The sequence below is a fragment of the Wukongibacter baidiensis genome (genome assembly GCF_050888315.1).
Taxonomy (GTDB): domain Bacteria; phylum Bacillota; class Clostridia; order Peptostreptococcales; family Caminicellaceae; genus Wukongibacter; species Wukongibacter baidiensis.
In genome coordinates this window covers 5,508,533-5,534,166 of the sequence record NZ_CP138202.1, presented here as the reverse complement: position 1 = coordinate 5,534,166, position 25,634 = coordinate 5,508,533, and the positions used below count along the sequence as shown (strand labels likewise).

23 protein-coding genes are annotated in these 25,634 nt (G+C 33.2%); 4 read left to right on the top strand and 19 right to left on the bottom strand.

Going from position 1 to position 25,634, the window contains the following annotated elements; genetic code table 11:
* Positions 1-14 precede the first annotated feature (14 nt).
* Positions 15-1,370, top strand: a complete 1,356-nt coding sequence (locus R9X47_RS24975; protein WP_432663832.1) for a branched-chain amino acid transport system II carrier protein — start codon at positions 15-17, stop codon at positions 1,368-1,370.
* A 375-nt stretch (positions 1,371-1,745) separates the two neighbouring features.
* On the opposite strand, the gene R9X47_RS24970 is transcribed toward R9X47_RS24975, so the two are convergent.
* The 6 genes from R9X47_RS24970 to R9X47_RS24945 form a co-directional block, all read right to left on the bottom strand.
* A complete protein-coding gene (locus R9X47_RS24970; RefSeq protein ID WP_432663831.1) occupies positions 1,746-4,163 on the bottom strand; it encodes an ASKHA domain-containing protein in 2,418 nt (805 codons plus the stop codon).
* A gap of 162 nt (positions 4,164-4,325) precedes the next feature.
* Positions 4,326-4,970, bottom strand: coding sequence for a cobalamin B12-binding domain-containing protein (locus R9X47_RS24965; RefSeq protein WP_432663830.1), 645 nt, complete (start codon positions 4,968-4,970; stop codon positions 4,326-4,328).
* A 329-nt stretch (positions 4,971-5,299) separates the two neighbouring features.
* Positions 5,300-6,151, bottom strand: coding sequence for a bifunctional 5,10-methylenetetrahydrofolate dehydrogenase/5,10-methenyltetrahydrofolate cyclohydrolase (locus tag R9X47_RS24960; protein ID WP_432663829.1), 852 nt, complete (start codon positions 6,149-6,151; stop codon positions 5,300-5,302).
* 161 nt (positions 6,152-6,312) lie between these two features.
* Positions 6,313-7,311, bottom strand: a complete 999-nt coding sequence (locus R9X47_RS24955) for a radical SAM protein (RefSeq protein ID WP_432663828.1) — start codon at positions 7,309-7,311, stop codon at positions 6,313-6,315.
* A gap of 119 nt (positions 7,312-7,430) precedes the next feature.
* A complete protein-coding gene (locus R9X47_RS24950) occupies positions 7,431-8,372 on the bottom strand; it encodes a CobW family GTP-binding protein (protein WP_432663827.1) in 942 nt (313 codons plus the stop codon).
* 95 nt (positions 8,373-8,467) lie between these two features.
* Positions 8,468-9,820 carry a uroporphyrinogen decarboxylase family protein gene (locus tag R9X47_RS24945; RefSeq protein WP_432663826.1) on the bottom strand — a complete coding sequence of 451 codons (1,353 nt, stop codon included), beginning with the start codon at positions 9,818-9,820 and terminating at the stop codon, positions 8,468-8,470.
* A gap of 298 nt (positions 9,821-10,118) precedes the next feature.
* Here R9X47_RS24945 and R9X47_RS24940 point away from each other — a divergent pair, with 298 nt between their 5' ends.
* Complete coding sequence (locus R9X47_RS24940) at positions 10,119-11,375, top strand: AraC family transcriptional regulator (protein WP_432663825.1); 1,257 nt, start codon at positions 10,119-10,121, stop codon at positions 11,373-11,375.
* A 118-nt stretch (positions 11,376-11,493) separates the two neighbouring features.
* On the opposite strand, the gene R9X47_RS24935 is transcribed toward R9X47_RS24940, so the two are convergent.
* Complete coding sequence (locus R9X47_RS24935; protein ID WP_432663824.1) at positions 11,494-11,661, bottom strand: hypothetical protein; 168 nt, start codon at positions 11,659-11,661, stop codon at positions 11,494-11,496.
* 336 nt (positions 11,662-11,997) lie between these two features.
* Between R9X47_RS24935 and R9X47_RS24930 the strand changes: the two genes are divergently transcribed.
* Complete coding sequence (locus tag R9X47_RS24930; RefSeq protein ID WP_432663823.1) at positions 11,998-12,423, top strand: universal stress protein; 426 nt, start codon at positions 11,998-12,000, stop codon at positions 12,421-12,423.
* A gap of 168 nt (positions 12,424-12,591) precedes the next feature.
* Here R9X47_RS24930 and R9X47_RS24925 read toward each other — a convergent pair whose 3' ends face one another.
* The 12 genes from R9X47_RS24925 to potA form a co-directional block, all read right to left on the bottom strand.
* Positions 12,592-13,122 carry a cysteine hydrolase family protein gene (locus tag R9X47_RS24925; protein ID WP_432663822.1) on the bottom strand — a complete coding sequence of 177 codons (531 nt, stop codon included), beginning with the start codon at positions 13,120-13,122 and terminating at the stop codon, positions 12,592-12,594.
* Position 13,123: 1 nt separating this feature from the next.
* A complete protein-coding gene (locus tag R9X47_RS24920) occupies positions 13,124-13,633 on the bottom strand; it encodes a GNAT family N-acetyltransferase (protein WP_432663821.1) in 510 nt (169 codons plus the stop codon).
* 323 nt (positions 13,634-13,956) lie between these two features.
* Positions 13,957-15,180, bottom strand: coding sequence for a peptidase T (gene pepT, locus R9X47_RS24915; RefSeq protein WP_432663820.1), 1,224 nt, complete (start codon positions 15,178-15,180; stop codon positions 13,957-13,959).
* A gap of 204 nt (positions 15,181-15,384) precedes the next feature.
* Positions 15,385-16,215, bottom strand: a complete 831-nt coding sequence (locus R9X47_RS24910; RefSeq protein ID WP_432663819.1) for an aminotransferase class IV — start codon at positions 16,213-16,215, stop codon at positions 15,385-15,387.
* A gap of 130 nt (positions 16,216-16,345) precedes the next feature.
* Complete coding sequence (locus tag R9X47_RS24905) at positions 16,346-16,519, bottom strand: hypothetical protein (RefSeq protein ID WP_432663818.1); 174 nt, start codon at positions 16,517-16,519, stop codon at positions 16,346-16,348.
* A gap of 22 nt (positions 16,520-16,541) precedes the next feature.
* Positions 16,542-16,808: a hypothetical protein gene (locus R9X47_RS24900; RefSeq protein WP_432663816.1), complete on the bottom strand. Its 267-nt coding sequence runs from the start codon at positions 16,806-16,808 to the stop codon at positions 16,542-16,544.
* Positions 16,809-16,958: 150 nt separating this feature from the next.
* Entirely contained in the window at positions 16,959-19,280 is a 2,322-nt protein-coding gene (locus R9X47_RS24895) for a YcdB/YcdC domain-containing protein (protein ID WP_432663814.1), read from the bottom strand.
* Positions 19,281-19,538: 258 nt separating this feature from the next.
* On the bottom strand, positions 19,539-20,429 hold the full coding sequence (locus R9X47_RS24890; RefSeq protein ID WP_432667693.1) for a cation diffusion facilitator family transporter: 891 nt from the start codon (positions 20,427-20,429) through the stop codon (positions 19,539-19,541).
* A 417-nt stretch (positions 20,430-20,846) separates the two neighbouring features.
* Positions 20,847-21,896 carry an ABC transporter substrate-binding protein gene (locus R9X47_RS24885; protein ID WP_432663812.1) on the bottom strand — a complete coding sequence of 350 codons (1,050 nt, stop codon included), beginning with the start codon at positions 21,894-21,896 and terminating at the stop codon, positions 20,847-20,849.
* On the bottom strand, positions 21,893-22,684 hold the full coding sequence (locus R9X47_RS24880) for an ABC transporter permease (protein ID WP_432663811.1): 792 nt from the start codon (positions 22,682-22,684) through the stop codon (positions 21,893-21,895). The genes R9X47_RS24885 and R9X47_RS24880 overlap by 4 nt, the downstream gene beginning before the upstream one ends.
* Entirely contained in the window at positions 22,678-23,502 is an 825-nt protein-coding gene (locus R9X47_RS24875) for an ABC transporter permease (RefSeq protein WP_432663809.1), read from the bottom strand. The genes R9X47_RS24880 and R9X47_RS24875 overlap by 7 nt, the downstream gene beginning before the upstream one ends.
* The gene (gene potA / locus R9X47_RS24870; protein WP_432663807.1) at positions 23,492-24,547 is read right to left on the bottom strand and encodes a spermidine/putrescine ABC transporter ATP-binding protein; all 1,056 of its coding nucleotides are present in this window, start codon (positions 24,545-24,547) and stop codon (positions 23,492-23,494) included. Before potA ends, R9X47_RS24875 begins: the two co-directional genes overlap by 11 nt.
* 399 nt (positions 24,548-24,946) lie before the next feature.
* Between potA and R9X47_RS24865 the strand changes: the two genes are divergently transcribed.
* Positions 24,947-25,534 carry an ABC transporter ATP-binding protein gene (locus tag R9X47_RS24865; protein ID WP_432663805.1) on the top strand — a complete coding sequence of 196 codons (588 nt, stop codon included), beginning with the start codon at positions 24,947-24,949 and terminating at the stop codon, positions 25,532-25,534.
* Positions 25,535-25,634: the final 100 nt, after the last annotated feature.

The following is a 25,634-nucleotide window of genomic DNA, read 5'->3' as shown; positions in this document are numbered from 1 at the left end:
AGGAGAAGATATATATGAGGCAGAATTTGTCAATAAAAGAATTGCTACTCATGGGCGGCGCAGTATTTTCAATGCATTTTGGCGCTTCCTGTATGCTTTTTCCCGTTACATGGGGTAAAGACGCAGGTACCGCTTTATTCCTTGTTTACCTTGGTATATTAATATCTGGTATTGTACTTCCCTATTTTGGATATAAGACACTCGTAAAGGGAAAAGGTAACTTCCTTGAAATTTCCCGCCGAATAGCACCTAAATTCGGGACCTTCTTCGTTGCTTTAAACATCTTGCTGTTAGGACCTTTCTATGCGGTACCTCGAATGAGTGCAGCAGCCTGGTCAGCAACAATGAATCTAACTGGATGGTCATTCGAAGGAAAACTGCCAATTATGTTATTTAGTATTATTTTCTTTGCAGTTACTTTCTGGTTTGTGTCAAACAGGGGTAAAGTTGTCAAACGTATTGGAGATTTCCTATTCCCTACCCTGATCATCATTGTCATAGCCGTAATTGCGAAAAGCATTATATCACCAATTTCTACTGAATGGACAGAACCATCATTCAATCAAAACCCTATCGTCTACGGATTCCTTCGGGGATATGCCGTTGCCGACCTTCAGTGTGCACTGATATTTGGTTTAATTGTTATTGAAGGTATCAGAAATGCTAACATTAGCGAAAGCGCTATTAGTAAGAACCTACTAAAAATCAGTATTATAGGATTGTCTATGTTGGCACTTACGCATTTAGGACATATGATTGCCGGTGCCAATCTTGGAGGTACAATTGATTTAACTTTAGCGCAATTATATACTCAAATGGTACTCTTGCTTTGGGGCCGTACAGGAGGAATATTCTTCAACTTTGCACTGATTGCTGCATCACTTACTACAGCAATTGGACTCATATCTCCAGCAGCAGAAATTTTGGATGAGATCATGGACAATAAGTTTGGTTATAAGAAACTTTGTTTGATTTCATGTATTATTAGTGCCTTAATTACAACTGCAGGCTTAGACAGTATCATAGCGGTTATTGGTCCTATCTTAGATGCAATTTATCCAGCATCAATAGTTTTAGCATTATTCTACTGCTTCAACGCTAAATTCATGAGTCGTCGATCTCTTGTTTCCGCAAAGTATACAATGATCGTAACCTTAGCAGTCTGTTTCTTGAGCATGATTCATGTTTATGTTGGCGCGTACAACCTAGATCTTGCATGGTTTGAAAACATATATAATTCCCTCTGGTTATCCGAATACAGTCTGACTTGGATTCCATTCGCTGTTGCCACCTATGTAATCACTTATTTCATCGCAGGCAACAATGATAACTCACTACAGAACGAGGAAAGCAATCTGGAAGCAAGCTAATAAAAGATTAATCACAAATAAAAGAAGTTGTCGGGAAATCACTAAATTGATTAGCCTGACAGCTTTTTTTTATAACTATTATAGTTGCAAATAATTATAAAACTTATATAATCTAAAAAAGTTGTTACATTTGGGCGATCACAACAAGAGATAACTCAAAATTTCAAGCGGTTATATCCCAAATGGAAGGATAATGAAATAACTACTAGAATATTTATGGCACAAAAAAAACGGTAACATTATTGTTGTTGCCGTTTTTTACACGTTTCTTTTAAGTTTCTATTTAGTTGAATTAGAGACTTTTCATTTCATTTTGCTACAAGTTTTTCTTACGAAAAATACACTTTTGAGACTTGTACATGTATATTTTTTTGATTAAAACATCATATTTTCTACAAACAAATTGTTAAAGTCAATTTCAGTTGAAAGTTCATAATAAACTGTTTTATTAACAATTGTATCTATATTCACTTTTCCATTTTTATTCAATAGAAAGTCTACAACTCCTCCTAACGAACTGTTTCCAGCAGTTTTGATCTTCCCTTGAAGCTCCTTTGGTATTAATCCAATATTGATTGCACTATCAATATTTAAATTGTTACCAAATCCTCCTGCAAGATAAACCGTTTCTATATCATCGTAGGAACATCCAAACTTATTAATAAGTACATCAATGCCTGAACGTATAGCAGATTTTGCAAGCTGAAGTTCTCTAATATCTTTTTGGTAAAAGCATATTTTTTTATCTTCATCTTTATAGATTTCTATATAGCCTTCTTCGTAGACTTCATCCAACCTACCTGTATGATCAATAATATTATCTTTAAGTCCCGAAGAAACAATATCCAATACACCGGAACCACAAATTCCGATGGGTTTTTCATTCCCGATAGTTTCATAGGAAATTGTTCCCTTATTGATATCTACACTACACACAGCTCCTTTTATACTTCCAATCCCATCCTTTATATTAGCCCCTTCAAAGGCTGGTCCTGCAGCTGTAGCAGCGCAATAGACTTTCTCCTCATTACCTATCACTATTTCTCCATTAGTTCCTATATCTATTAACATCGTAGTTCCCTTAAGATTGTCAAAATCATAGTTAAACATCCCCGATACTATATCGGCACCAACATAAGCCGATATACATGGAAGTATAACCACTTTACACTCAAGCTCTTGATCATTAAAAACCTTTTTAAAATCATATTCCATAAGGAAAGTAGTCGTAGTAGTAAAGGGACTTACAGCAAGGGATTGAGCTGGTATATCTAGTAACAAATATACCATTGTAGTATTTCCTGCAATGGTTACGTTATAGATTTTATCTAGATCTACCTTATGAGCTTCACATATTTCTCTTATGCCCTTCAAGATATCTTCTTTAATACACTTTGTAAGTGTCTTGAAATCATCGTTGATGCTATATTGTATTCTTGATATAACGTCTGCACCGTATTGTCTTTGAGAATTTAAAATCGTGTATGTTCCCACAGTTTCCTTTTTCAAAAGATCTATTAATGTAACAGCTATTGTTGTAGTTCCGATATCTATTGCAATACCAAAGGCCAAGGTTTCATTTAATTTAGATAAATCTACTATCTTATTACCATAAATAATTAGATTGAATCTATCTTCATCATATAAAGAAAAGTCATCATCAAACTTAATGTCTTGATTTACAGATGTAGCAAGCTTTCTTATAGCCTTAAGAGAAAAGCTGTAGTTATTTGAAAGCCTTTCATTAATAATGTGAGTTATACTTTTTTGATCGTCTAAATCACCTTTTAATGATTCAATCTCCTCAATATGTACGATTGGATCACTGTATCTTCCACTATTTTTATAATTTGACAGTATGTCAAAATCCTTATAATTTATGTTGTCTATTTTTATAGTTAAACTTTCATTAGGATATATACAACAAGCAAGTCTTATATTGTTTTTTAGCTCTTCCTCAGTCAAAATAGATATTTCATTCTGTGTTGGATTGATACTGCCTTCAACTATCTGAACCTTACATTTACCACAGGTACCATTGCCATTACAAGGAGACTCTATAACAATTTTATTTTTAATTAAACTCTCTAAAAGATTTTCTTTACTTGATACTTTTATATTTTTCTCTTCATCTCCCAAGAGCACTTTAATGTCTTTAAAGTCATCATCTTTAAACTTACAATCTGCTCTCCCGCATTTACTACAGTCATGATCAATTAATGAAATGGAAATGTTTTTATCCGCTCCGTAAAAATATGCCAATGACTTTACAGGATTTAACATATATCCAACAGTAATATCCACTCCTAGTTTTTCTTTACCTTCTAACCTGAGAAGTATATCTTTTTGAACCTCTATAGGAACTCCATTCTCTCCAGGAGACATTCTAGGTGTTAAACCAATTCCTATTTCTTTAGTGTAGTCTATAATTTTCTCTCGCATCTGATTGCTAATATTAAATAATATTTGGTCAGATATTGTATCTAAAAGCAGTCCCTCTAGATAGTCCCCATTTTCAAAGTCCTTACTAGATGCAAGCCCTATATCTTCACCCAATGTTACTAAACATGATACCAAATGGCTATATCTCTCCATAATTTCATAATTATAATTAGATGTAGTTTTTTCTAACTTAAAGATTCCCTTTGGCTTTATTAACTTCATCGCTTTATTAAGTACTTTAATATATATATTATTAACTCTGTCATAGACAGGACTATCCTTTTTACAATCGATTATCTGAAATACTTTATCCTTATCAATTTCTATATCAAAGTCTGTAATAATATTCATAAAACCACTCCAAACTTATTGTAAGTAAAACTAGAAATACTATTGAATGTGAAATATGCAGAACAAGAGTTAAGCTCGAATTAACGTTGAACTCTTGTTCTGCACACTAAAAGGTCTTATAAAAGAGATTTGTTTTTTCAATATTACTTCTTAAATTCAATTTTAAGCACTTGCAAGACTTACAAGTTCTTTACATAATTCCGCAGCCGATGAAGCATCTGCTGAATATCCATCTGCTCCTATTTCCTCAGCAAATTGCTGAGTTACAGGTGCTCCACCAACTATTACTTTAACTGAGTCCCTAAGTCCTTCATTCTTCAAATGATCAATTGTTTCTTTCATTTGCGTCATTGTTGTAGTAAGCATTGCTGACATACCAACAATATCTGGGTCATGTTCTTTAATAGCTTCAGCAAATTTCTCTGGACTGATATCTATACCTATATTTACAACATTAAACCCTGCACTTTCAATCATCATAGTCACGAGGTTCTTTCCTATATCGTGTAAATCACCCTTAACAGTTCCTATAACAACCTTCCCTGCATTAGAGACATCTGCATCATTTATAAGAGGCTTTACTAGAGCTATTCCTGCACCCATGGCTCTAGCTGCAATCATTACCTCTGGTACAAACATATCTCCCTCTTTAAATCTAGCTCCAACAATATTCATCCCTGCCATTAGACCTTGGTTGATAATTTCTAAAGGATCAGTTCCATTATCAATTAATTCCTGTACCTTTTCCTTTACTAGGTTTTGGTTACCTTTTATTACTCCTTCTGATATTTCATTAAAACATGACATATATAGCTCCCCCTTCATATATAAGTGTACATAATAACGCTATAAATTTTTTCTCCTTTTTGAAAACCTTTTCTTACTTTAATTATAAAAAATAAATCAACATAATGTTGTAAATATCTTTGAAAAATTTTGTCATTTCTTTTGCTTTTTTTAATTGAAGCAATTGCATAGTGGATGTGGTATTTCCTTAAGGATTTTAAGGCTATATAGTAGTAAGTTTTTTTAGATTATAATCATGTAAATTGCTCAATTATTTAGAATAATGTATATTAGAAATCCTGATGTTAAAATACACACATCAGGATAATAAGTCAGATAATTTTTTTGTACTACAATTTATTCTGCATCTTGCATGCCTTTACAACATGTTTTGCTAATATTGATGTAGTAACAGAACCGACACCACCTGGTACAGGGGTGATCATGCCCGCTTTATCTTGTACTCCTTTAAAGTCAACATCTCCACATAACTTTCCATCAACAACATTAATTCCAACATCTATAACTACTGCTCCTTCTTTAACAAAGTTTTCCTTCGCCAAGTTAGCCCTTCCAACTGCAACAACTAAAATATCGGCTTCACTTGCAACCTTCGCAGTATCCTTCGTTTTGGAATGGCATACTGTAATAGTAGCTCTTTCATTTAAAAGCATTAGAGCAGCAGGCTTTCCAACTACGTTTGAAGCCCCAATCACTACAGCATTATTTCCTTTTATCTTTACATTATAAAAATCTAGCATTTCCATTACTGCCGTAGGTGTACAAGGAGGAAAACCAGAGTCGTCATCTTCGTATAATTTCCCTTCATTAATAGGACTAAAGCAATCTATATCCTTATCAGGATCTATTTCGTATTTGATAACGGCTTCATCTAAATGCTTTGGAAGCGGTCTAAAAATTAATATCCCATGAATTTTATCATTTTCATTTAGTTTTCTTAGCTCTTTTATAAAATTTTCCAAGGCTATATCTTCAGGAAGTTCGATAACATCAGCCTCTATTCCAGTCTTTTTACATCTCGATACAGCACCCTTCTCATAGGCCAAATCATCAGGTCTAGCACCAACCCTCATAATTGCAAGTTTCGGATATATCCCTTTATCATTCAGCCTCTCTACCTCACCGATTAATTCTTCGGTTATTTTGTCAGCAACTGGTTTTCCTTTAATTATCTCTCCCATAATTCTGCCTCCTAACATTATTCACTATGTAAACTATAATAGATTAACTGTTATTTTCTTAACACAGAATATTTTACTCTATTTTATTATACACTTTATATACAATGTTAGCACTATTTTGAACTAAGTTTTCGGTTGAATAACTATTACTATTCCGTATTCTAAACTAGATATTCCCAACCACATTCCCACAAAAATCTTTTTGCTCTATCTACCGAAAAACCTCTTCCTTCAGATGTATTTTCCTTTGTATCTCTTGGATTACACCCTTTCTCTGCATAAATTTGATTAGCCCCAGCAATTAATGCTAATAAGCTGGGTTCATGAACTCCCATAGCCCTTATTGAATCATTACACACAATACGAGTTACTGCACAAATTTTAGCAAGCTCTAATTCACTAATTTGTCCACTATTTTCTAGGGGTGTATGTGGTACCGGAATCCTCCTCATAACTGCCATTACAGAGACATCATATTCTAAACCTCTAAAGATTTCGTCGACTATCTCATCGATTGTATGCTCAGGCCCAATTGGTTCAACACAGTAATATAACTCGAGCTTTGAATCTTTAATAGCTGAGAGCGTGGCCATTCTTTCTTCCTTTGGAATCTCAGTTGCCGTTCCTTCTCTCAGTCTACATATGTGATACACTCCTGTAAATCCTGCTTTTTCTAGTTCACTGGCTCTATCTACATCAAAATCACCTAGATTAGCTACAAGCTTCATTTCCTTTGGTATTATCTTCCTAACTTTTCTTCCAATTTCTAAGAATTTTTGAAAATTATAGTCAGCGGTCGCCATTAAAAACATTTCCTTTGCACCTGCTAGTACAAAATCTTCAGTTCTTCTTAAAATATCATCTTCATCCAATTCTACACTATCTACTATAAGCTTGTGTTTTTCTCCAAATACGCAGAAGTCACAGTTTTTCGAACATGGTGAATTATTTATTCCAATCTGTGCATATATTTCTCCGCTATTATCAAAATGTTTTTTTGAAAGAGTGTTTGCACATGATAATAACTCATACATTTCTTTAGAATGCAAATCTATACTTAAAAGCACCTTTGCCTCTTCTGTATTAATTTTTTCTCCATCAATAGCCTTTTTTAATATCTCTGAAACTCTTTGTGGATCTTCTATCCTATTATTATTCATAATTTTCACCCTTCTTTTTTACTTATGAAAATAGTCAGTATCTTTTCACAGGTATAAACCTCTCATGATACTGACTACGAATTCTCAATTACAAATCTGATTACGTTCCATGAAATGACCTATAATAAGATAAGCTCATGATTAAAATATTTTTCCCAACTAGATAGCATTTTCTTTTTTACAGGCTGATTTCCCGAAGCTAGAATTACTAAATTCGCGTCCTCTGGAACAATATCAGTCGGGTATATTTCTAGTTGATTTGATGTCCCATCTACATAGCTCCACTTATTATCAATAAGTACAAATCCCTTTATCCTATAAAAGGTATCAGAAAAATCTTCTATCCATCTTTCTAAAGATCTCTTATCATAATTTTCCTTCATGGATACAAGGAGTTTTTGTGTTCCTATAATCTTTGTCTTAGTAATATTTATATCTCCTGAGCTATTTTTATTGCTTAAATCTTCTATCCATTTTTGATTAGATATTTTGCCAAAACTTGTTCTTGCAATTTTCACCAAGGGATTTACTTGAAGTATGGTATTCTCCACGGATTTTATCTTATATACATCCACTAGATCTATCTTGTTTACGATGACCAAATCACTACTTGCTATCTGAAGCTTTACAGCAGGCGCTGTAGTCACTAGTTTTTCAATATTTGTTGCGTCGGCAATAGCAATTGTTCCTTTATAATCATAACTGTTTTCCGTTAGCTTTTGAACTACCGACATGATCTTACCCATTCCCGTTGGATCTGAAAGTCCAGAGCACTCGACTAGGACAGTATCTACAGGATACTCTGAAATCTTTACTAGGGCATCAATAAATGAGTCGGACCTACAATTGCAAAAAATAGAACCATTACTAATTTCTTTGAGTGATATACTATCTCGCTTTAGTAATAGACCATCCATTCCCTGTTTTCCAAATTCATTCACAATAATAGCAAGTTTTTGATTTTCAAAATAGTCAATGAAATTATGCATAAATGTTGTTTTCCCGGCTCCCAGAAATCCACTTACTAAATACAGCTTTTTCTTATTTTTTTTATCATTCATAAGATTCTCCCTTAGTCAGTATCGGTAATCTGATTTTTATCATATGACTTAAGGTGGAAACTATCTCCACCCTAAGTTATAATTTAACTTTTTATTTACATAGCATTTTTGATTACTGAGAATAATTCTTCTTGACTTGGAATAATAGATGAGTACTTTAATTCTCCGTTAATATAAATACTTGGTAAATTCGTAACACCCATCTTCTTAACCCTTGCTATATTCTCTTTTATAGTAAATTTATATTCAATAACGTCGATATCATCTCCAAAGTGATCTTTTGCATCGTTAGCAGCTCCCATCATGTATGTACAAGCTGCACAAGTAGCTGAGTCAAGGGTAAATACCTCTACTAAAGGCTTATCCAATGTATTATAATCTGGAATTTCAACCTCTATATCATCTTCTACAACCTCGTAGTTTGCTACCATTTCTCTAACCTTTTCTGTTTCATGTACAGCTTGGAGTACACCAATTGTATTCTCTACCGGTACATCATATGGCATATCACATCCAGGAGCAATAATAAGGTTTTTATGAGTTAATTTATCGATTAATTCTATTGTATATTTCATATTATCCTGTTGAGTTCCATGTAACATAACTGTTGTAAGCGGTATATTTCCACCAAGTGTAACATTGTATTTATCAGTTATTTCCTTTGCCGCTACCATATCTATATTTTCATCTATGGAAATTGAGTCTGGATTAGTTTTACACATTACTTCTATACTTCTTGTCGCATCACCACAAACGAAGAATGAAGAAAACGCTTTCTTTTCTTTAATAAAATTAAATAAATCAGTATACGGCTGTGATAAAAATTCTTCAAAATGCGCTGCAGAAATTTGTGATACTAGTGGATCAACTACTGCGATAACATCCATACCTGCTTCTATATAATATTCAGCCATTTTTTTATTAACTTCATTTGCGTAGTTTATAAGCTCTTTTACATAGTCAGGATCTTCAAACATGTCCATGAATATACTAGTTCCTCTAAGATGGGATGCAAGTGTAAATGGTCCACAGGTCAATCCATAAAGCGCAGTCTTATCTCCAACCGCTTCCTTCATTCTCCTCTTCACATCTAAAACCATAGGTATTCTTCCATCAGTTTTTTCTGGCAAAATACATGTGCATGGTACTTCTTTAGTTTCTGATAGCGGGTGGGTTTTTACTGCCGGAGGTGCATCTTCAGCCCACATTAATTCACAACCAAGAATTTCTGCTTCAATTTGTAGATCAAATAATACAGGTTGGCCATCTGGTCTGTAAAGTTTGTTTACCTCAATAAGTGCATCAAATAACTTATCACCATCTGTTAAAATTTCCTTCGCACTTGCTCCGATAAGTTTACCCGCGTGAACACCGGCAAAAGGAATCCAAGGAATCTGATCAGTCTCTTCATGTCTAAGTGTTCTAAAAATAAGTTCTTTTCCTGTCATTTTTTTATTCCCCCTATAAATAATTATTTATTTCTACTCATAAATTTTCACTCCAAAGTCCATAATCCTTGATTTTTCAAGTTTTTTGACTAAGCAAAATGAAAATATATTGAATTCGTTGTTTATATATTACATTAAAATCATAAGGGAATCTTGAGACATTATTGCTTTTTTTGTAATATTTTTGGAAGGTTTAATTACTTTTTTGTTGCTAAAGAATTTTTTTTGTACTATTATTAAATTATATTCACTCAAAACCTTGACAAAAATTATTCAACTAAATCATTGGGGGAATTTTATGATTTTTAACGAAAATGGTAAAATCATTATAGAAATTCTAGATGAGCTTTTAAAAACCTACTTCATGTCTACTGGAGTTAGCATACTTGCAATCGACGGAGATGGTAATACGCTAGTGTCCTATGGAGATTCCTATAAGTTTTGCGGTCTTTATAATCAATGCATTGGACGTACCTGCAATTGTAAAGAAGAACATTTAAGTGCATGTAGAATGGCTATTAACATAGGTGAGCCTTATTTTTCTTATTGCCCTTTAGATTTTGTTCATATTTCTGCACCTCTTATATATAAAGATTCCTTTTTCGGTGGCTTAGTAGCTGGACCAATCATAATGAATACTCCCGAAAGTCAGTTTAGTAAAGACTTGATGCTAAGCAAGGTAGATTCACCAGATATGCTGAAAAAACTTTCAAGTTATTGTGATTCTATCGCCATCACCGATCCTATAAGAACAAATTATTTAGGGAATATACTATTTATGATGGCCTCTAAAGAAATAGAAAATTATCAAAGTTTATTGGCTGAAAAGAAGAAAAGAATGGTACAACAGTGTAAAATCAATGAACAGATCCAAATATATAAAGACATGCTGGTGGGTAACGACAATCTGTATAAAAAGGAAAAGGACCTCTTCGCCAAGGTAAGGAGCGGTAATATAGTTGAAGCAAGGGTAACCTTGAACGATTTACTTGCGCTTATTTTCCTTGAAGAGGGAGGAAATATTGAGGTTATAAAAGCAAGGGTAATGGAATTATGCTCATTACTTTCCCGTGCTGCCATAGAAGGTGGCGCACCTTTAAAAGACATGCTTGCCTTTAATTACTTACTATTTGAAGATTTAAATAAATTGCATAACCTAGAAGAAATTTCTTTTTGGATGTTAAAGGTTCTAGACTACTACACAGAAAATGCTGTTAACCTCTCCTCAACTAAAAATACGGATATAATTAAAAAATCAATAATCTATATAAACAAACATTTTAGAAGTTCTATCAAGCTCGATGATGTTGCAAGTCATGTTCACCTTAACTCTACTTACTTTTCAACTCTATTTAAAAAAGAAATTGGTATGTCATTTTCAGAATATGTACAGAAAATTCGAGTAGAGGAAAGTAAGTATCTTCTTACAAGTACAAGCAATTCCATCTTAGATGTTGCAATCTCAGTAGGTTTTGACAGTCAAAGTTATTTCTGCAAAGTGTTCAAAAAATACACGGAACTTTCACCTAAAAAGTACCGTTTGAAATTTTCATAACTACAAAAAGGGCTGCTTTCAAAAAAGCATCCCTTTAAGTTCAGTCCTAGGGTGTTTCAAAATCGATTTCAACTGAAGTAGAAATTGGTTATTTTGAAACCTCCTTTTTTTAGTTTCTTTACTCCATTGTTCTTCTAGCTTCTTTTAAAAACTCCACTTTGTTGCTAGTGATATAAGTGTGTTGTTCTTCATCTATTTTCCCATGTCTTTTTAGTTCGTCGGCTATTTCTACGAATTTCTCAACCAATAACACTAATTCTCGCAATTCATCCCCATTATTAATCATATAAGTCCCCCAAACCCCAATCTTGTATTTAACTCCATGATAAAAATAAGCATAAATTATTCCTTTATGGTCATGACATCTTAAATTTAATTAACCTTTAATGTGTCATTACTTCAATAATTAGATTATTATACACTTTTTTCCTAATTCCTTCTTTTTTGTAAAAAAAGTTTGAAAATTATACCAATATTTTTTTATGTATTTATCTTAATCAATCCAATAAGTATCATATCTGAAATTTTATTCAGCTGTTTTCTAAACTTATTTCATAACTATGGTTTAATTAATCAATAATAAGGTATATACATTATAAATATTTCTTAAGGAGGTATAGTCATGAAGAAAATACTATTGCCCATAGATGGCTCGGAAATCTGTCCAAAGGCCTATGAACATGCAAAGAAAATCGCTGAAAAATTTGATTCGGAAATAGTTATTTTTAATGCACAGGATTTAACGCCCCCATTCGGTTGGTTATATGATCCAGTGGTCTCTAAAAACGAAGAAAATACTCCTGAAAAAATAGCTGAAAAAATTGTTAAGGATGGAATGGACGCCTTTGCCGGAACGGGAATAAAAGTAACAACAGAAACTGCCCTTGGTGATCCTGCTACCACAATCTTAGAAGCTGCGAAGAAAGAAGGCTGTGATTTAATCATAATGTGTACCCACGGAATGTCAAGAAGTAAGAGATTTTTATTAGGAAGTGTTACAAATAAGGTAGTTCTTCACGCCGAGATACCTGTGCTGGTTATAAGATAGAAGATTTTAAAAACTGGGGCTGTCTCATAAATGTTTCTTATGAGTTCAGTCCCTTATTACATAAGTCCAGGCAATTTAGTCAACCATAAAGAAATCGGTGGTACAAATGTCAATAAAATCAATATTATAAAGTTGCATGCTAAAAAATTAAAGTTTTACTAACATCCTCTAAAACTCTATCTCATTAGTCATTTTTAGTAATGCAAATCTTCCATCTATGATGTTATTGTGATGTTCTATAATTTGAGGCGCTTTAAGTACAGGCCCATCAAAGGTACTATGAGCATCCTTCACAAGTACACTCTCATACCCTATGCTAAATGCTCTTCTAACAGTGGTATCAATGCAATATTCAGTCTGCATACCAACAATAATTAATTTCTCAATCCCTTGGTTTTGCAGTTCCTCATGTAAAGTTGTTTCACTAAAAGAATCGCATGTTGTCTTTTCAATTACCTTCTCAGATTCTAATGGTGCAATTTGGGGATGAATCTGCCAGGCTGGCTTACCCTTACCGAATTCGCCATCTTCACTTCCATTATGCTGCACAAAAAACACTGGTGTTTTAGATGCTCTTGCCTTTTCTAATAACGAATGGATATTATCTAATACCTTTTCCCCATCATACAGAGCTCCATCGTCATATGTAAACATCATAACCTGTACATCTACAATTAGCAAAGCAGTCTTTTTACTCATCTTACAAATCTCCTTTTCCTATATTTTTTTTCATGACAACCGCTGGCAGTTCTTTATCTCCCCAGTTAAGTTTAATTTCATCTACAATTTTAAAGCCTTGAGCTAGCCAAAACTTAGTAACCTTTTCGTTATAACCGGTAACAACGTCAATCCTTATTGCTTCTGAAGAATTATCTCTCATATATACTTCTAACCCCTCATAAACTTCCTTTCCAAACTCTTTGCCTTTAAAATCACTATGTAGCATAAGTAGCGAAAGATAACTAGTTTCCTTTACCTTAAAATCAAGAAATCCTATAATTTTATTTTTGTCCTTGGAAAGGATTTTGCAGGATTTAAATTCGATACTTTTCATTTCTTCTATTTCGTTTTTAACCCACTTGGCATCAACATAATCTTTACCTATATGAGCCTCTAAAAATCTCTTGTTAGAATTATATACCTCGGTAATTCTTTGTAAATCCCCATCTTCGATATAATCAATATATGTATTCAACGTCTGAAAAACCATAAATCCTTGCTCCTTTTTCTCTATAGTTTACTCATTGCATCTTTATATTATATCATTAGTTGGTAATATTAGGTATGGCTCAATAGAACAAAATAGGGTGTCTCAGAATGATAAATTTCTGCGTTATTTAAAATTCAGGCGACTTGGCACGTACGTCAGTACTAGCCAAACCGCCTGAATTTCAAAACCTTGAACTTCACTCATTCTGAAACACCCCTGGGCTGTGCTCATGAGAAATTTTTATGAGACAGCCCCATAAGTTTAGTACTAGGGTGTCTTGGAATAACGCAGAAATTCGCCATTCTGAGACATCCTAATTTAATTTACTCTGCATAAAGTTCTACTATTTTAAGTATAACTTCAACTGATTTCTTCATAGACGCTATAGGAATATATTCAAACTTACCGTGGAAATTGTGACCTCCAGTAAAGAGATTAGGACACGGTAATCCCATATATGATAATCTCGCCCCGTCAGTACCTCCCCTTATAGGTTTGATAATAGGCTTAACTCCAACCTCTTCCATTGCTTTTTTAGCAGCTTCTACTATATGCATAACAGGCTCTATTTGCCCCTTCATATTGTAATATTGATCCTTCATTTCTAGTTCTACAGTTCCCTCTCCAATACTAGAATTTAAATATTCTACAATTTTTTCTATTCTTTGTTTCTTTTCTTCAAACTTTTCTCTATCATGATCTCTAATAATATATTCTAAGTTTGTTTCTTCTACACTACCGCTAATATCGTGTAGATGGTAGAAACCTTCATATCCCTCTGTATGCTCAGGAACTTGATTAGCTGGAAGCATAGAATTAAATTCCATAGCTATTGATATCGAGTTAATCATTTTATTCTTCGCAGATCCTGGATGAACATTCCTTCCATTTATCTTAACTTTAGCATAGGCTGCATTAAAGTTCTCATATTCAAGCTCTCCGATTTCACCACCATCTACGGTATAGGCAAGATCTGCATCAAATTTCTTAACATCAAATTTATCTGCTCCTCTCCCTACCTCTTCATCAGGAGTAAAGCCTACTTTTATAGTTCCATGCTCTATTTCTGGATTGTTTACAAGATATTCTATAGCAGTCATTATCTCAGCTATACCGGCCTTATCATCGGCTCCCAAGAGTGTAGTCCCATCTGTAGTGATTAAATCTTCACCTATATATTTTTTAAGCTCTGGAAAATCCTTCGGAGATAAAACAACATTTTTTTCTTTATTAAGTACAACATCTCCACCATCATAATTCTCAACTACTTGAGGATCTACATCGGCACCTGTCATATCAGGGCTAGTATCCATATGAGCTATAAATCCTAGAGTAGGAATCTTTTTATCGGTATTAGATGGTAAGGTAGCCATTACATATCCATTGTCATCTAAATTAACATCCTTCAAACCCAAGCCCTCAAGCTCCTGTACAAGGACCTTGGCAAGATTAAATTGTTTTTCAGTACTTGGACACGATTCTGAACGAGGGTCAGACTTTGTATCTATCTTCACATATTTTAAAAATCTTTCTACTAATTTTTCCATTAAAACATCTCCTTTTTTATATACTGATGTATGACACACAAGTTCTATAAAAGAAAGTAGGCTTTGAGACCTCCCCTACAATATATAGATAAACTTAAATTATATATATTTATTTATATATATAATTTAAATTTTACATATGAGCATGAAAAATTCTCATTTGCTACTTCAATTAGTCAAACTTCTCATTCACACATCTATTTCTTAACTTTTTTGCTTTATATAATTATTTTTATCTTCTTCATATATTTTCATAACTTTAATAATAAGACCGTTTTCACATGAAGCGATCCTTATATCATCAATCGTCTTTATAGGAAGCACATTCGTTGATGTTCCCGTTATAAAAGCTCCATCATATTCCTGTAAAGCTTCGGATGAAGCTTCCTTCTCTACAACCTTTACTTCATTTAGCCTACACAATTCAATTATTTTAGTCCGTGTTACTCCAAGTAACACTTCACTTGGAGGAGATGTGAAAAGTATATTGTCCTTTACAAAAAATACATTTGACCGACTTCCCTCTGTGATCCCTCCATCATTATTTACCAAAAGGGCTTCAAAGGCCTTTCTTTCCTTCAGTTCTTCATTTATTCTTTCTCTAAGTTCCCTATTATATGTCTTTGCATTAGGATTTTCTCTTTCGCTTCTAAAAAGTATGGTATTTATACCCTCTTCATACATTGATCTAGGTGGATAATAGCTTTTTATAAAATATAGATATATGTTATCAATCTGAGCTTCCATACCACTACATAAAATCTTTATATTACAATTGTATCCTTCATTAATTTCTATTAGCTTTACTATCTCATTAACCAAGTCTTCATCAGTCTTATTTAACTGAATACCAAGAAGCTCTGAGGATTTTTTGAGTCTCTCTAGATGTTCTTCAAGATATAGAGGTATTCCATCTATTATTCTTATTACTTCATAAATCGATATTTCTTCTGCTTTGTTTTCGATATTCATTTCTTCTATAGAACAAACTTTACCGTTATGTATTAGATACTGTAAATCTGCTTCTTTTATCATCCTAAAAACACCTCCGTTCCTATTATATACCTTATAGTACCTGTTGAACAATATCTATTTTTTCTCTCTATATATAATCTTATATTAGTGATTTAATAGAAAAAAGATGCTATTTTCATGAAATAGCATCTTAATATTCTATACTGTCTCCCCTTCTGCACTTTTTCACATTTCCTTCAAACCTACAATCCCTTGATAAATATCTATTATACCCTATTCCACTACTATTGGATAGAGATACATTTTGAGGAGAAAAGTATTCATCGAGAATCCTTTCAGTGTCATTGCTTTCATTCTTTCTCATATATATCATCCTTTACAATTAATTACTCGTCAAGCAACCCAAGTTCTGCTTCAACATCCTTTAGACCTTTTAAAATTGCTACCATGTTATGAAAGTCTTTATCTGCTTTTTCACTTTCAGATATAAAATCACTTGTTAAAACACTCTGAGGATAGTTTTCTTTTAAATAAGTAATACTGTTCCCCATCCACTTATTACTCTTTTCCTTAAAAGTGTCGCCACCATAGGAATCTTTTTTAGTATCCTCTTCTATCCTTTCTCCTTCATCAATAAGCCTTCTTAATTGCATCGAAGTTAATCTCCTTTTTCTTCATTTCTCTGTATATTTATTATTAGTAAAAAGCTTATCAATTATATAGTATTTTTTTAGCATTTTATGGTTTTAAGATTAAAAAAATCAAGGGAATCCCGGCTTATTGGGATTCCCTTTCTTATTGTTTTAGTTACCTCTAAGATTTCCAAGAGCATTATATATTGCTATAGCCATATCAACCATTTTAACATTACTCTTTGGCTCAAATTTACCATTATTATCTTTCATTATTTTTAACCCTTCACAGATAGCTACATATCCGATTTTTTCATCACTTATCTCTTTTGCATCTTTATAGGATACCTTAAATATACTATCAATTTCAGCTAATTTTTCATATCCAAGTAATCTTACCATCATTACAGCTAAGTCTTCTCTAGTGATCTTTTCATCACCCTTATACTTACTTTCTTTATTTTCTAGTATTCCATATTGAACAGCCATTTGTAAGTACTTGTAGTTTTCATCGGCTGCTTTTACATTACTAAATTTTAGTGCCTCAGCCTTTCTCACCATATATGGTCTATATCCCTTTGCATCCACAAGCATCTTAATAGCTTCATCCATAGTTAACTCTTTCTCTAATTCGAATTCATTTGTGTCAATTATTCCTTGTGATGCAAGTATGCTTAGTTCCTTCTCTGAATCATGGTCTTTTATAGCTTCTTTAAACTTATCGTCTTTCTCATCTACTTCTTCCCCATCATAGCCTAAAAACTTACCTGTAAACGCATCTATATTACTACCTCTAAAGTATCTATTAGACATTCTATAAACCAATTTAATTTCCCAATCTGGATTTCTATAATCATCATTCTTGTTTATCTTAGTATAAACAAGTTCCGGCTTATATTCTTCAAAATATATTTCCTTGGCGTCTTTCTTATCTATAACTCCTGTGGTTTCTGGAAAATCAGCTTCAGTATTCCACTCACACCTTACTTCCATTACTTTTCCTTCCTTAGTACCTACTTCAATAGATATATTATCATCAGAGTAATATACTCCATTAACCATTCTTCGGAAATTATAGTAATATTGCGTCTCTGGCATTTCCTTGCCATTATAATAATGGGTACGCTTTGTATATTTAGCCTCTGTATCTATATCCTTTATCTTGTCTGGGAAATATTTAGCAATAGCATCAATAGCTTTGTCATACCCCTGTTCCCAAGTTATAGCCGGCTTGTATCCTTCTTCAATCTCATCTTCAAGATCAAAATAACTACGTGCAGATATCAGTTCTTCTGTTAAAGCGTTTATGGTTATCTTGCCTCCATAACGTCTTCTAAAGCCACTATCTTTTTCGAATCTTGCTGACCAGGCTTTCTTGCCATTGGTTTCCCAGTAATCATCGTTTTCAACATATCTCAGACTATCTAATTCGTATCCTTCTCCATATATTTCCTTTATGTATTTTCCTATAACTTCACTTGCTCTTTCTTGGCTTATTTCCTTGTCTTGTATTGTAACACTTTTAGCATTCTTAAATATTTCTTCTTTTCTTTCATCGCTTATGTTCTTAACCTTTTCCTCTTCAACAGCTCTTCCACTATAATCAAGCATAGTTCCTTCTTTAGCGTCTACTAAGTAACCATTTTGGAATCTTGAGCTGTATACAAGCTTTATTTCCTTAACCTTTTCATTATTATAATCATATCTATTTCTATTCGGAATATAGCTTAGAGCCATATCAATATTATCTCTTAAAACCTGCTCTGCTTTTTCCTTATTTATAATCCTTTCAAGAGCTGGGAACTGTACATCACTATCCCAACTATAATTGTATCCTCTAACTTCTGATTTTACACCATCTACTTCAACACGTATAGAGTTTCCATCAAAAGGAACACCATTTATCTCTCTTGTATATACAAAGTTATAATTAGTGCCTCCTCTATATATAAAAGCTCTATCATTTTCTTCCAGTTTAGCTTCTTTATACTCTTTAGGGTTCACCCTCTTTATAAATTCCTCCGCTATAACCTGAGCCTCATCTCTAGTTATTTGAGCTATAGTCGGTTCATCATCGTCGTGATTAAATTCATACTTACTTACCCTTTTGATCTTACCATCATTAGCATTTATCCATACATCTAAGTTTACACTTTTCTTGTCATTATTCATGCTCCAGTCTATTGACCACGCATATTCTCCCCTATCTCCATAATCTTCCCTAAACTCTATTCTTGACTCGAATTTCTTTTCATCTATATCATAGTTAAAGTATTCTTTTAGCGTTTTCTTTGCTATTCCTATCGCCTGATCCTTTGATATTTTTGCTTCTTTCTCCTTCTGCTCCATATCAGTATCTTCATTCACAACATCTACCACTCTAACTGCTTTTTCTTCAACTATTACTGTATCAATCGTTGCAAATGCTGGTACAACCATTCCCAAAGTGAGCATTAACGAAACTGTTAATGCAACAGCTTTTCTTTTATGCATAAATACCCCTCCCGCTATTTTTTTATCCATACTAATTTTATAATGTTTTACCATTATTTAATATATGAAATCATATTTGTAATAGAATATTAAGATTTATAAATAGGTTAACCCGGGTTAATTTTGAAAAGTCAAAATTTCATAGTTCTTTTTTAATAAAATATGAGTCTATAAAAAAAACATGCTTCGCTAACCTACTTATAAAATAAGCAAATCAGCAAAGCATGCCATCCAGTTATTTCTTTATTTTATATTTTTTTATTTAGGCTTACAATCTCCATCACAAGGATTAACATGAACCATGCAATGCTTTACCTTTCTCAAGTCTTTTTCAATCTTATCGTGTACATTTTCCGCAATATCATGGGCCTGAGATACTGTTAAGGCTCTATCTACTGCTATTTCCACATCTACATATAACTTATTTGCATGAATCCTTGTTTTTAACTTATCTATATCAATAACACCCTTTGTTCCATGTATTATTTTCTTAATATCCTTTATTGTTTCTTCGTCTGCCGCCGAATCAATTAATTCCTTAACAGATTGAAGGTAAATATCAAAGGCAACCTTTGCCACAAAAACACTAATAACAACGGCAGCAATGGAGTCTAATATTGCATAACCTAATATAGCTCCAGTAACACCAATCAAACTGCCTACAGATGAAAGGGCATCGGTACGGTGATGCCATGCATCAGCTAAAAGGGCTGAACTTTCTATCTTTTTTGCTGCTACCTTCGTATATCTATACATCCACTCTTTAACTATTATAGAAAAGATTGCAGCATATATAGTTATTTTGCCCGGTATCGTGTAATCGCCCTGGATTATACTCTTTATTCCGTTATAGCCCATAAATATAGCTGTCAGTAATAATATATTAGCAAGGACTTTTCCCATAACAGGCTCAATTTTTTCATGCCCATAGGGATGGTTTTCATCATCTTCCTTATTAGCCAGCCTTATTCCAATCAATGCAACCACAGTACTAAAAACATCTGACAAGGAATGTACCCCATCGGCAATAATTGCGTGACTTCGTCCAATAAAACCTATAAATATCTTTGCAGCCGATAATATGACATTTGCTATTATTGTAACTACTGATACTCTATTTGCTATCTTGATTCTTTCTTCACTTTTCATCATTTCACCTCATAAATAATATGTATTAATTAGTTTATCTATATACAGTGTATTTGCATATTATCAAGATAAATTTGCCATTCCCACGTTATCAATTGATAACATATTATTTAGCAACACATTATATTATAATCTGATTTATTAGCTTTTTCAATACTTTTTATATAAAAAATATATATTATCATTTGATAATGAATTTTATTAAAATTGATTTTCTCCCTATCTTTACATAATCTCAAATGATGCTTTCTTTTAATAACAAAGAAAAAATACAGCCCCATACAAAGCTGTAATTTATTTATACCCAATTCCCCGCTCTAAGTAAACAAAATTTTTTATTGACTTTAAAGAAAAAACGATACAAAAAAAATCGAACCTCTATCACTCTACATGAAGGAGGTTCGAAATCTTTTTATGTTATTTTGCAGCCTTTACTTCAGTCCAAATACGGTCGTACACCTTCACCATATCCTCTAAATCTCTATATACTTCACAGGTCTTAAGGACTTCATCACTTGGATAAGCCACTGGATTATTTGCTGTTTCCTTATCTAGCTTTTTCTTTGCTTCCGTATGTGGAGTTGAGTATCCTATATAGTTTGTATTTTTAAGAGCTGTCTCTGTTTCACACATAAAGTTTATAAATAGTTCAGCTTCTTTTTTATGCTTTGAAGTCTTTGGTATAACCATACCATCAACAAAGACGTTACTACCTTCCTTTGGAACGGCATAGTCTAAATCAGGATTAGCCTCTATCATAGTAACTGCATCTCCAGCCCAAACTACAGCTAAAGCTGCTTCTCCACTTATCATCTTGTCCTTCACTTCATCGACAACATAGGCAAGTACTAAAGGTTTTTGCTTAATAAGCTCTAACTTCGCCTCTTCTAACTGATCTAAATCCCTTGTATTTAAGGAATATCCTAATTTTTGAAGTGCAACTCCTACAGTCTCTCTTTGACTGTCTTGCATAAGAATCTGCTTCTTATATTTTTCATCCCATAATATGTTCCAGCTATCCACAGGCTCTTTAACCATAGTCTTATTATATAATATACCTACAGTTCCCCACATATATGGTACGGAATATTCGTTAGTAGGATCGTATTCAAGGTTCTTGAAGTTATCATCTATGTATTTGTAATTAGGTATATTGTTTAAATCAATCTTGTGTAGCATGTCTTCTTTTATCATTTTACTAATCATATAGTCCGATGGAAAAGCCACATCATAGTTTACAGCACCAGGCTTTATTTTTTGGTACATAGCCTCATTTGTATCATACATTTCGTAGTTAACGTTAATGCCGTGCTTTTCTTCAAACTCAGCAATTACAGACTCATCTATGTAGTCTCCCCAATTGTAAACATTAATTGTAACCTTCTTTTCTCCACCGCATGCCGCAAGTGATAAAGCCATAATTAAAATAAAAGAAATTATAGCAGTCTTTCTAATCATATTTTTCATATTGCATTTTCCTTTCTATTTATATTTCTATTTGTCCTTAAATTTATTATTAAAAGTAAGGCCAAAACAGTAACAAACATAATGGTTGATAGAGCATTTATTTGAGGTTTAATCCCCCTTCTAGCCATTGAGTAAATAGTAATAGATAGATTCGAAACTCCTGAACCTGTTGTAAAGAAGCTTATAACGAAATCATCTATTGAAAGGGTAAAGGCCAATAACCCTCCAGTAATAATTCCCGGCATAATCTCTGGTATTATCACCTTCCATAGTGCATAGGAAGGTGTTGCTCCAAGATCTAAGGCCGCTTCATATAGATTATTATCAAGCTGTTTTAGCTTAGGTAGCACCGACAAAATCACATAAGGAATATTAAATGTAACATGGGCTATAAGCAGTGTTATAAAGCCTAATTGAAGCTTAATGAAAATAAAGAGAATCATTAAGGAAATTCCCGTAACGATATCAGCGTTCAATACAGGTATATATGTCAAATTCATAATTACACTTTTTTGTTTTCTTTTCATTTGGTGTATTCCAATAGCTGCTGCTGTTCCAATAATTGTTGCAATTACCGAAGAAGCAACTGCAATAGCAACGGTATAATAAAGGGCAGACATTATTTGCGAATCTGAAAATAATGCTTTATACCACTTTAATGTAAAACCACCCCAGCTTCCTCTAGATTTAGAGTTATTAAAGGAAAATATTATCAATATAAGAATAGGGGCATATAGAAATAGATAAATCAGAAAACTGTAAGACTTTTTAATAAAACGACCTACCATAGACCTACGCCCTCCTTGTCTTTATCAAATCTCCCCATAACGGCTGAGCTAAACACTATAAGTACAAGCATCAGCATAGATATTGCGCTGCCAAAGTTCCAGTCTCCTGTACTCAAAAACTGTTGTTCAATCAAGTTTCCAATTAGAGTGAATTGCCCTCCACCAAGTAAACGTGAAATTACAAAGGTAGTAATAGCAGGCATAAACACCATAACAATCCCTGAAAGTACGCCAGGCAAACTTAGTGGAAAAGTAACCTTAAAAAATACTGTTAGCTCATTTGCACCTAAATCCTGTGCAGCCTCAACTAAGTTATTATCTATTTTAATAAGTACTGAATATATGGGCAGAACCATAAACGGTAAGAAGTTATATACCATCCCTAGAACTACAGCTCCATTAGTGTACATAATATTTATTGTTGGTAAATGTAACAAAATTAGTAATTTATTTATTAGTCCGCTACGTTCTAATAGACTCATCCAAGCATAGGTTCTAAGCAAAAAGTTCATCCACATTGGAATCACAAAAAGCATAACCAACATATTTCTATAACGAATTGGTGCCTTGGCTATAATCAAAGCCATAGGGTAACCTAAAACTAAACATATAAGGGTACTAACTACTGCTAAATTAATTGAATGTATCAAAACATTGATATATAGTGGATCAAAAAATCGCTTATAGTTCTCTAGTGTAAAAGATAATCCAGAATCATCCTTAATGGTTATACTGTAGGATAATACTAGAATTATGGGAACAACTATAAATATTATCATCCATACCATATAGGGATAGGCAATCAATTTATTCTTCATCAGACCCCATCTCCTTTTTCATGATATGTATGTCGTTCGGTTCTATTCTAAGTCCTGTATTTTCTCCAACAGGAACCATTTCAGTACTATGTATTTTAAACAGGTGATTGTCGGTCTTTACAACCATTTCATAATGAACCCCTTTAAATATTACAGATTGTACTATTCCTGCAAGCATACCATCTTCTGGAGGCACAACCTTGACATCTTCAGGGCGAATTACAACATCAACCTTCTCTTTTTCCATAAAACCCTTATCTACACATCTGATTTTTTTCCCAGCAAACTCAACTGTATAATCCTCATGCATAATTCCATCAACTATTATACTTTCTCCAATGAAATCAGCAACAAAAGCATTTTTAGGTTCATTATAAATATCTTCTGGAGTACCTATCTGCTGTATTTTGCTCTCCTTCATAACTATAATCGTATCCGACATAGTTAGTGCCTCTTCTTGGTCATGGGTAACAAAGATAAAGGTTATTCCAAGCTTTTGCTGCATGCGCTTAAGCTCAATCTGCATTTCCTTACGAAGCTTTAAATCCAATGCACCCAGGGGCTCGTCTAACAGAAGAATTTCCGGTTCATTAACCAAGGCCCTAGCTATGGCAATCCTTTGCTGCTGCCCACCACTTAAAGAGTTAATAGAACGTTTCTCAAAACCTTTAAGGTTTACTAGTGACAACATTTCCTTTACCTTTTTATCAATGATGTTTTTTTCCATCTTTTTAACCTTTAATCCAAAGGCAATATTATCGTAAACATTCAGATGAGGAAATAGCGCATATTTTTGAAATACAGTGTTTACCTTCCTTTTATAGGGTGGAAGGTCTGTAATATTTTTTCCTTCAAATAGAATTTCACCCTTTGTAGCTTGTTCAAATCCACCGATAAGTCTTAGGGTAGTAGTTTTACCGCAACCACTTGGACCAAGCAAAGTTATAAATTCATTTTTACGCACATAGAAGCTAACATCCGTTAAGGCCCTATGTCCACCATAGTCTTTATAAACATTTCTTAGTTCAATGATATTTCTTGTCATTTATCTACCTCCTATGAAAAAATAAATTTGTAGAGAATTCTCATAGAGAAATGCTACACATAAGTCCGAGAGCCGATATCCCGATATCAGATTAATATTTTGGCAAATCAAAATTTCACCAACTCATATTAATACTAAACTTTTTGTTTAGATTAACTAAACACATATCAGAAGAATTATATCTGATTTTAATACTCAATGTCAATATAAAACACACTTTAAGTCTTAGTTTTTTTTATAGTTTTTTCTCATTTATAAATCTCTTTTTTATAATATCTAGAAATTTGTAAATTAACTTGGATAATAATTAAACCAAGGTCAACAAACCTATAACTTTTCACAAATTTAATTTTCAGGAATAAAATATATTATGACTTTTTTTGATGGGAGGATATAGAATTGACTGTTAAAGTAATGGACATACAAAATGTATGTAAGATATATCACACCTTAGATGGGGAAACTTTAGCAATGAGTGACCTTTCTCTTTTCGTTAGCAAAGGTGAAATAGTATCCATAGTCGGTCCTAGTGGATGTGGTAAAACCACTCTTCTATCTATGATTGCTGGCTTAATCAAGCCCTCGTCGGGGAAAATTTTAATCAATGGTGAGGAAGTAAAAAAATATGATAAGAAAATAGGCTATATGTTTCAAAAGGATAATCTTTTTGAGTGGAGGACAATTCTTAAGAATGTGTTAATCGGTCTAGAGGTTCAAAACAACCTAACATCCGATAATATCTCTAAGGTTGAAAAGCTCTTAGATATCTATGGGCTAAAAGACTTTAAACAACATTATCCAAGTCAGCTATCTGGAGGTATGAGACAGAGAGTCGCACTAATAAGGACCCTATCAACGGAACCAGAGATATTACTACTCGACGAACCGTTTTCAGCACTGGATTATCAGACCAGACTAAGAGTAGCAGATAAAATAATGTTTGTAAAAAGAGGGGGTCCCAGAATGGCGAATTTCTGCGTTATTTGAAATGTTCATCGACTTGGCACGTACGTTATAGAGATTCAAGTAAAAACTTCAACTTATACAGGTCCAAAACTCTTAGGAACACTGAGTATTTGTACCTGTA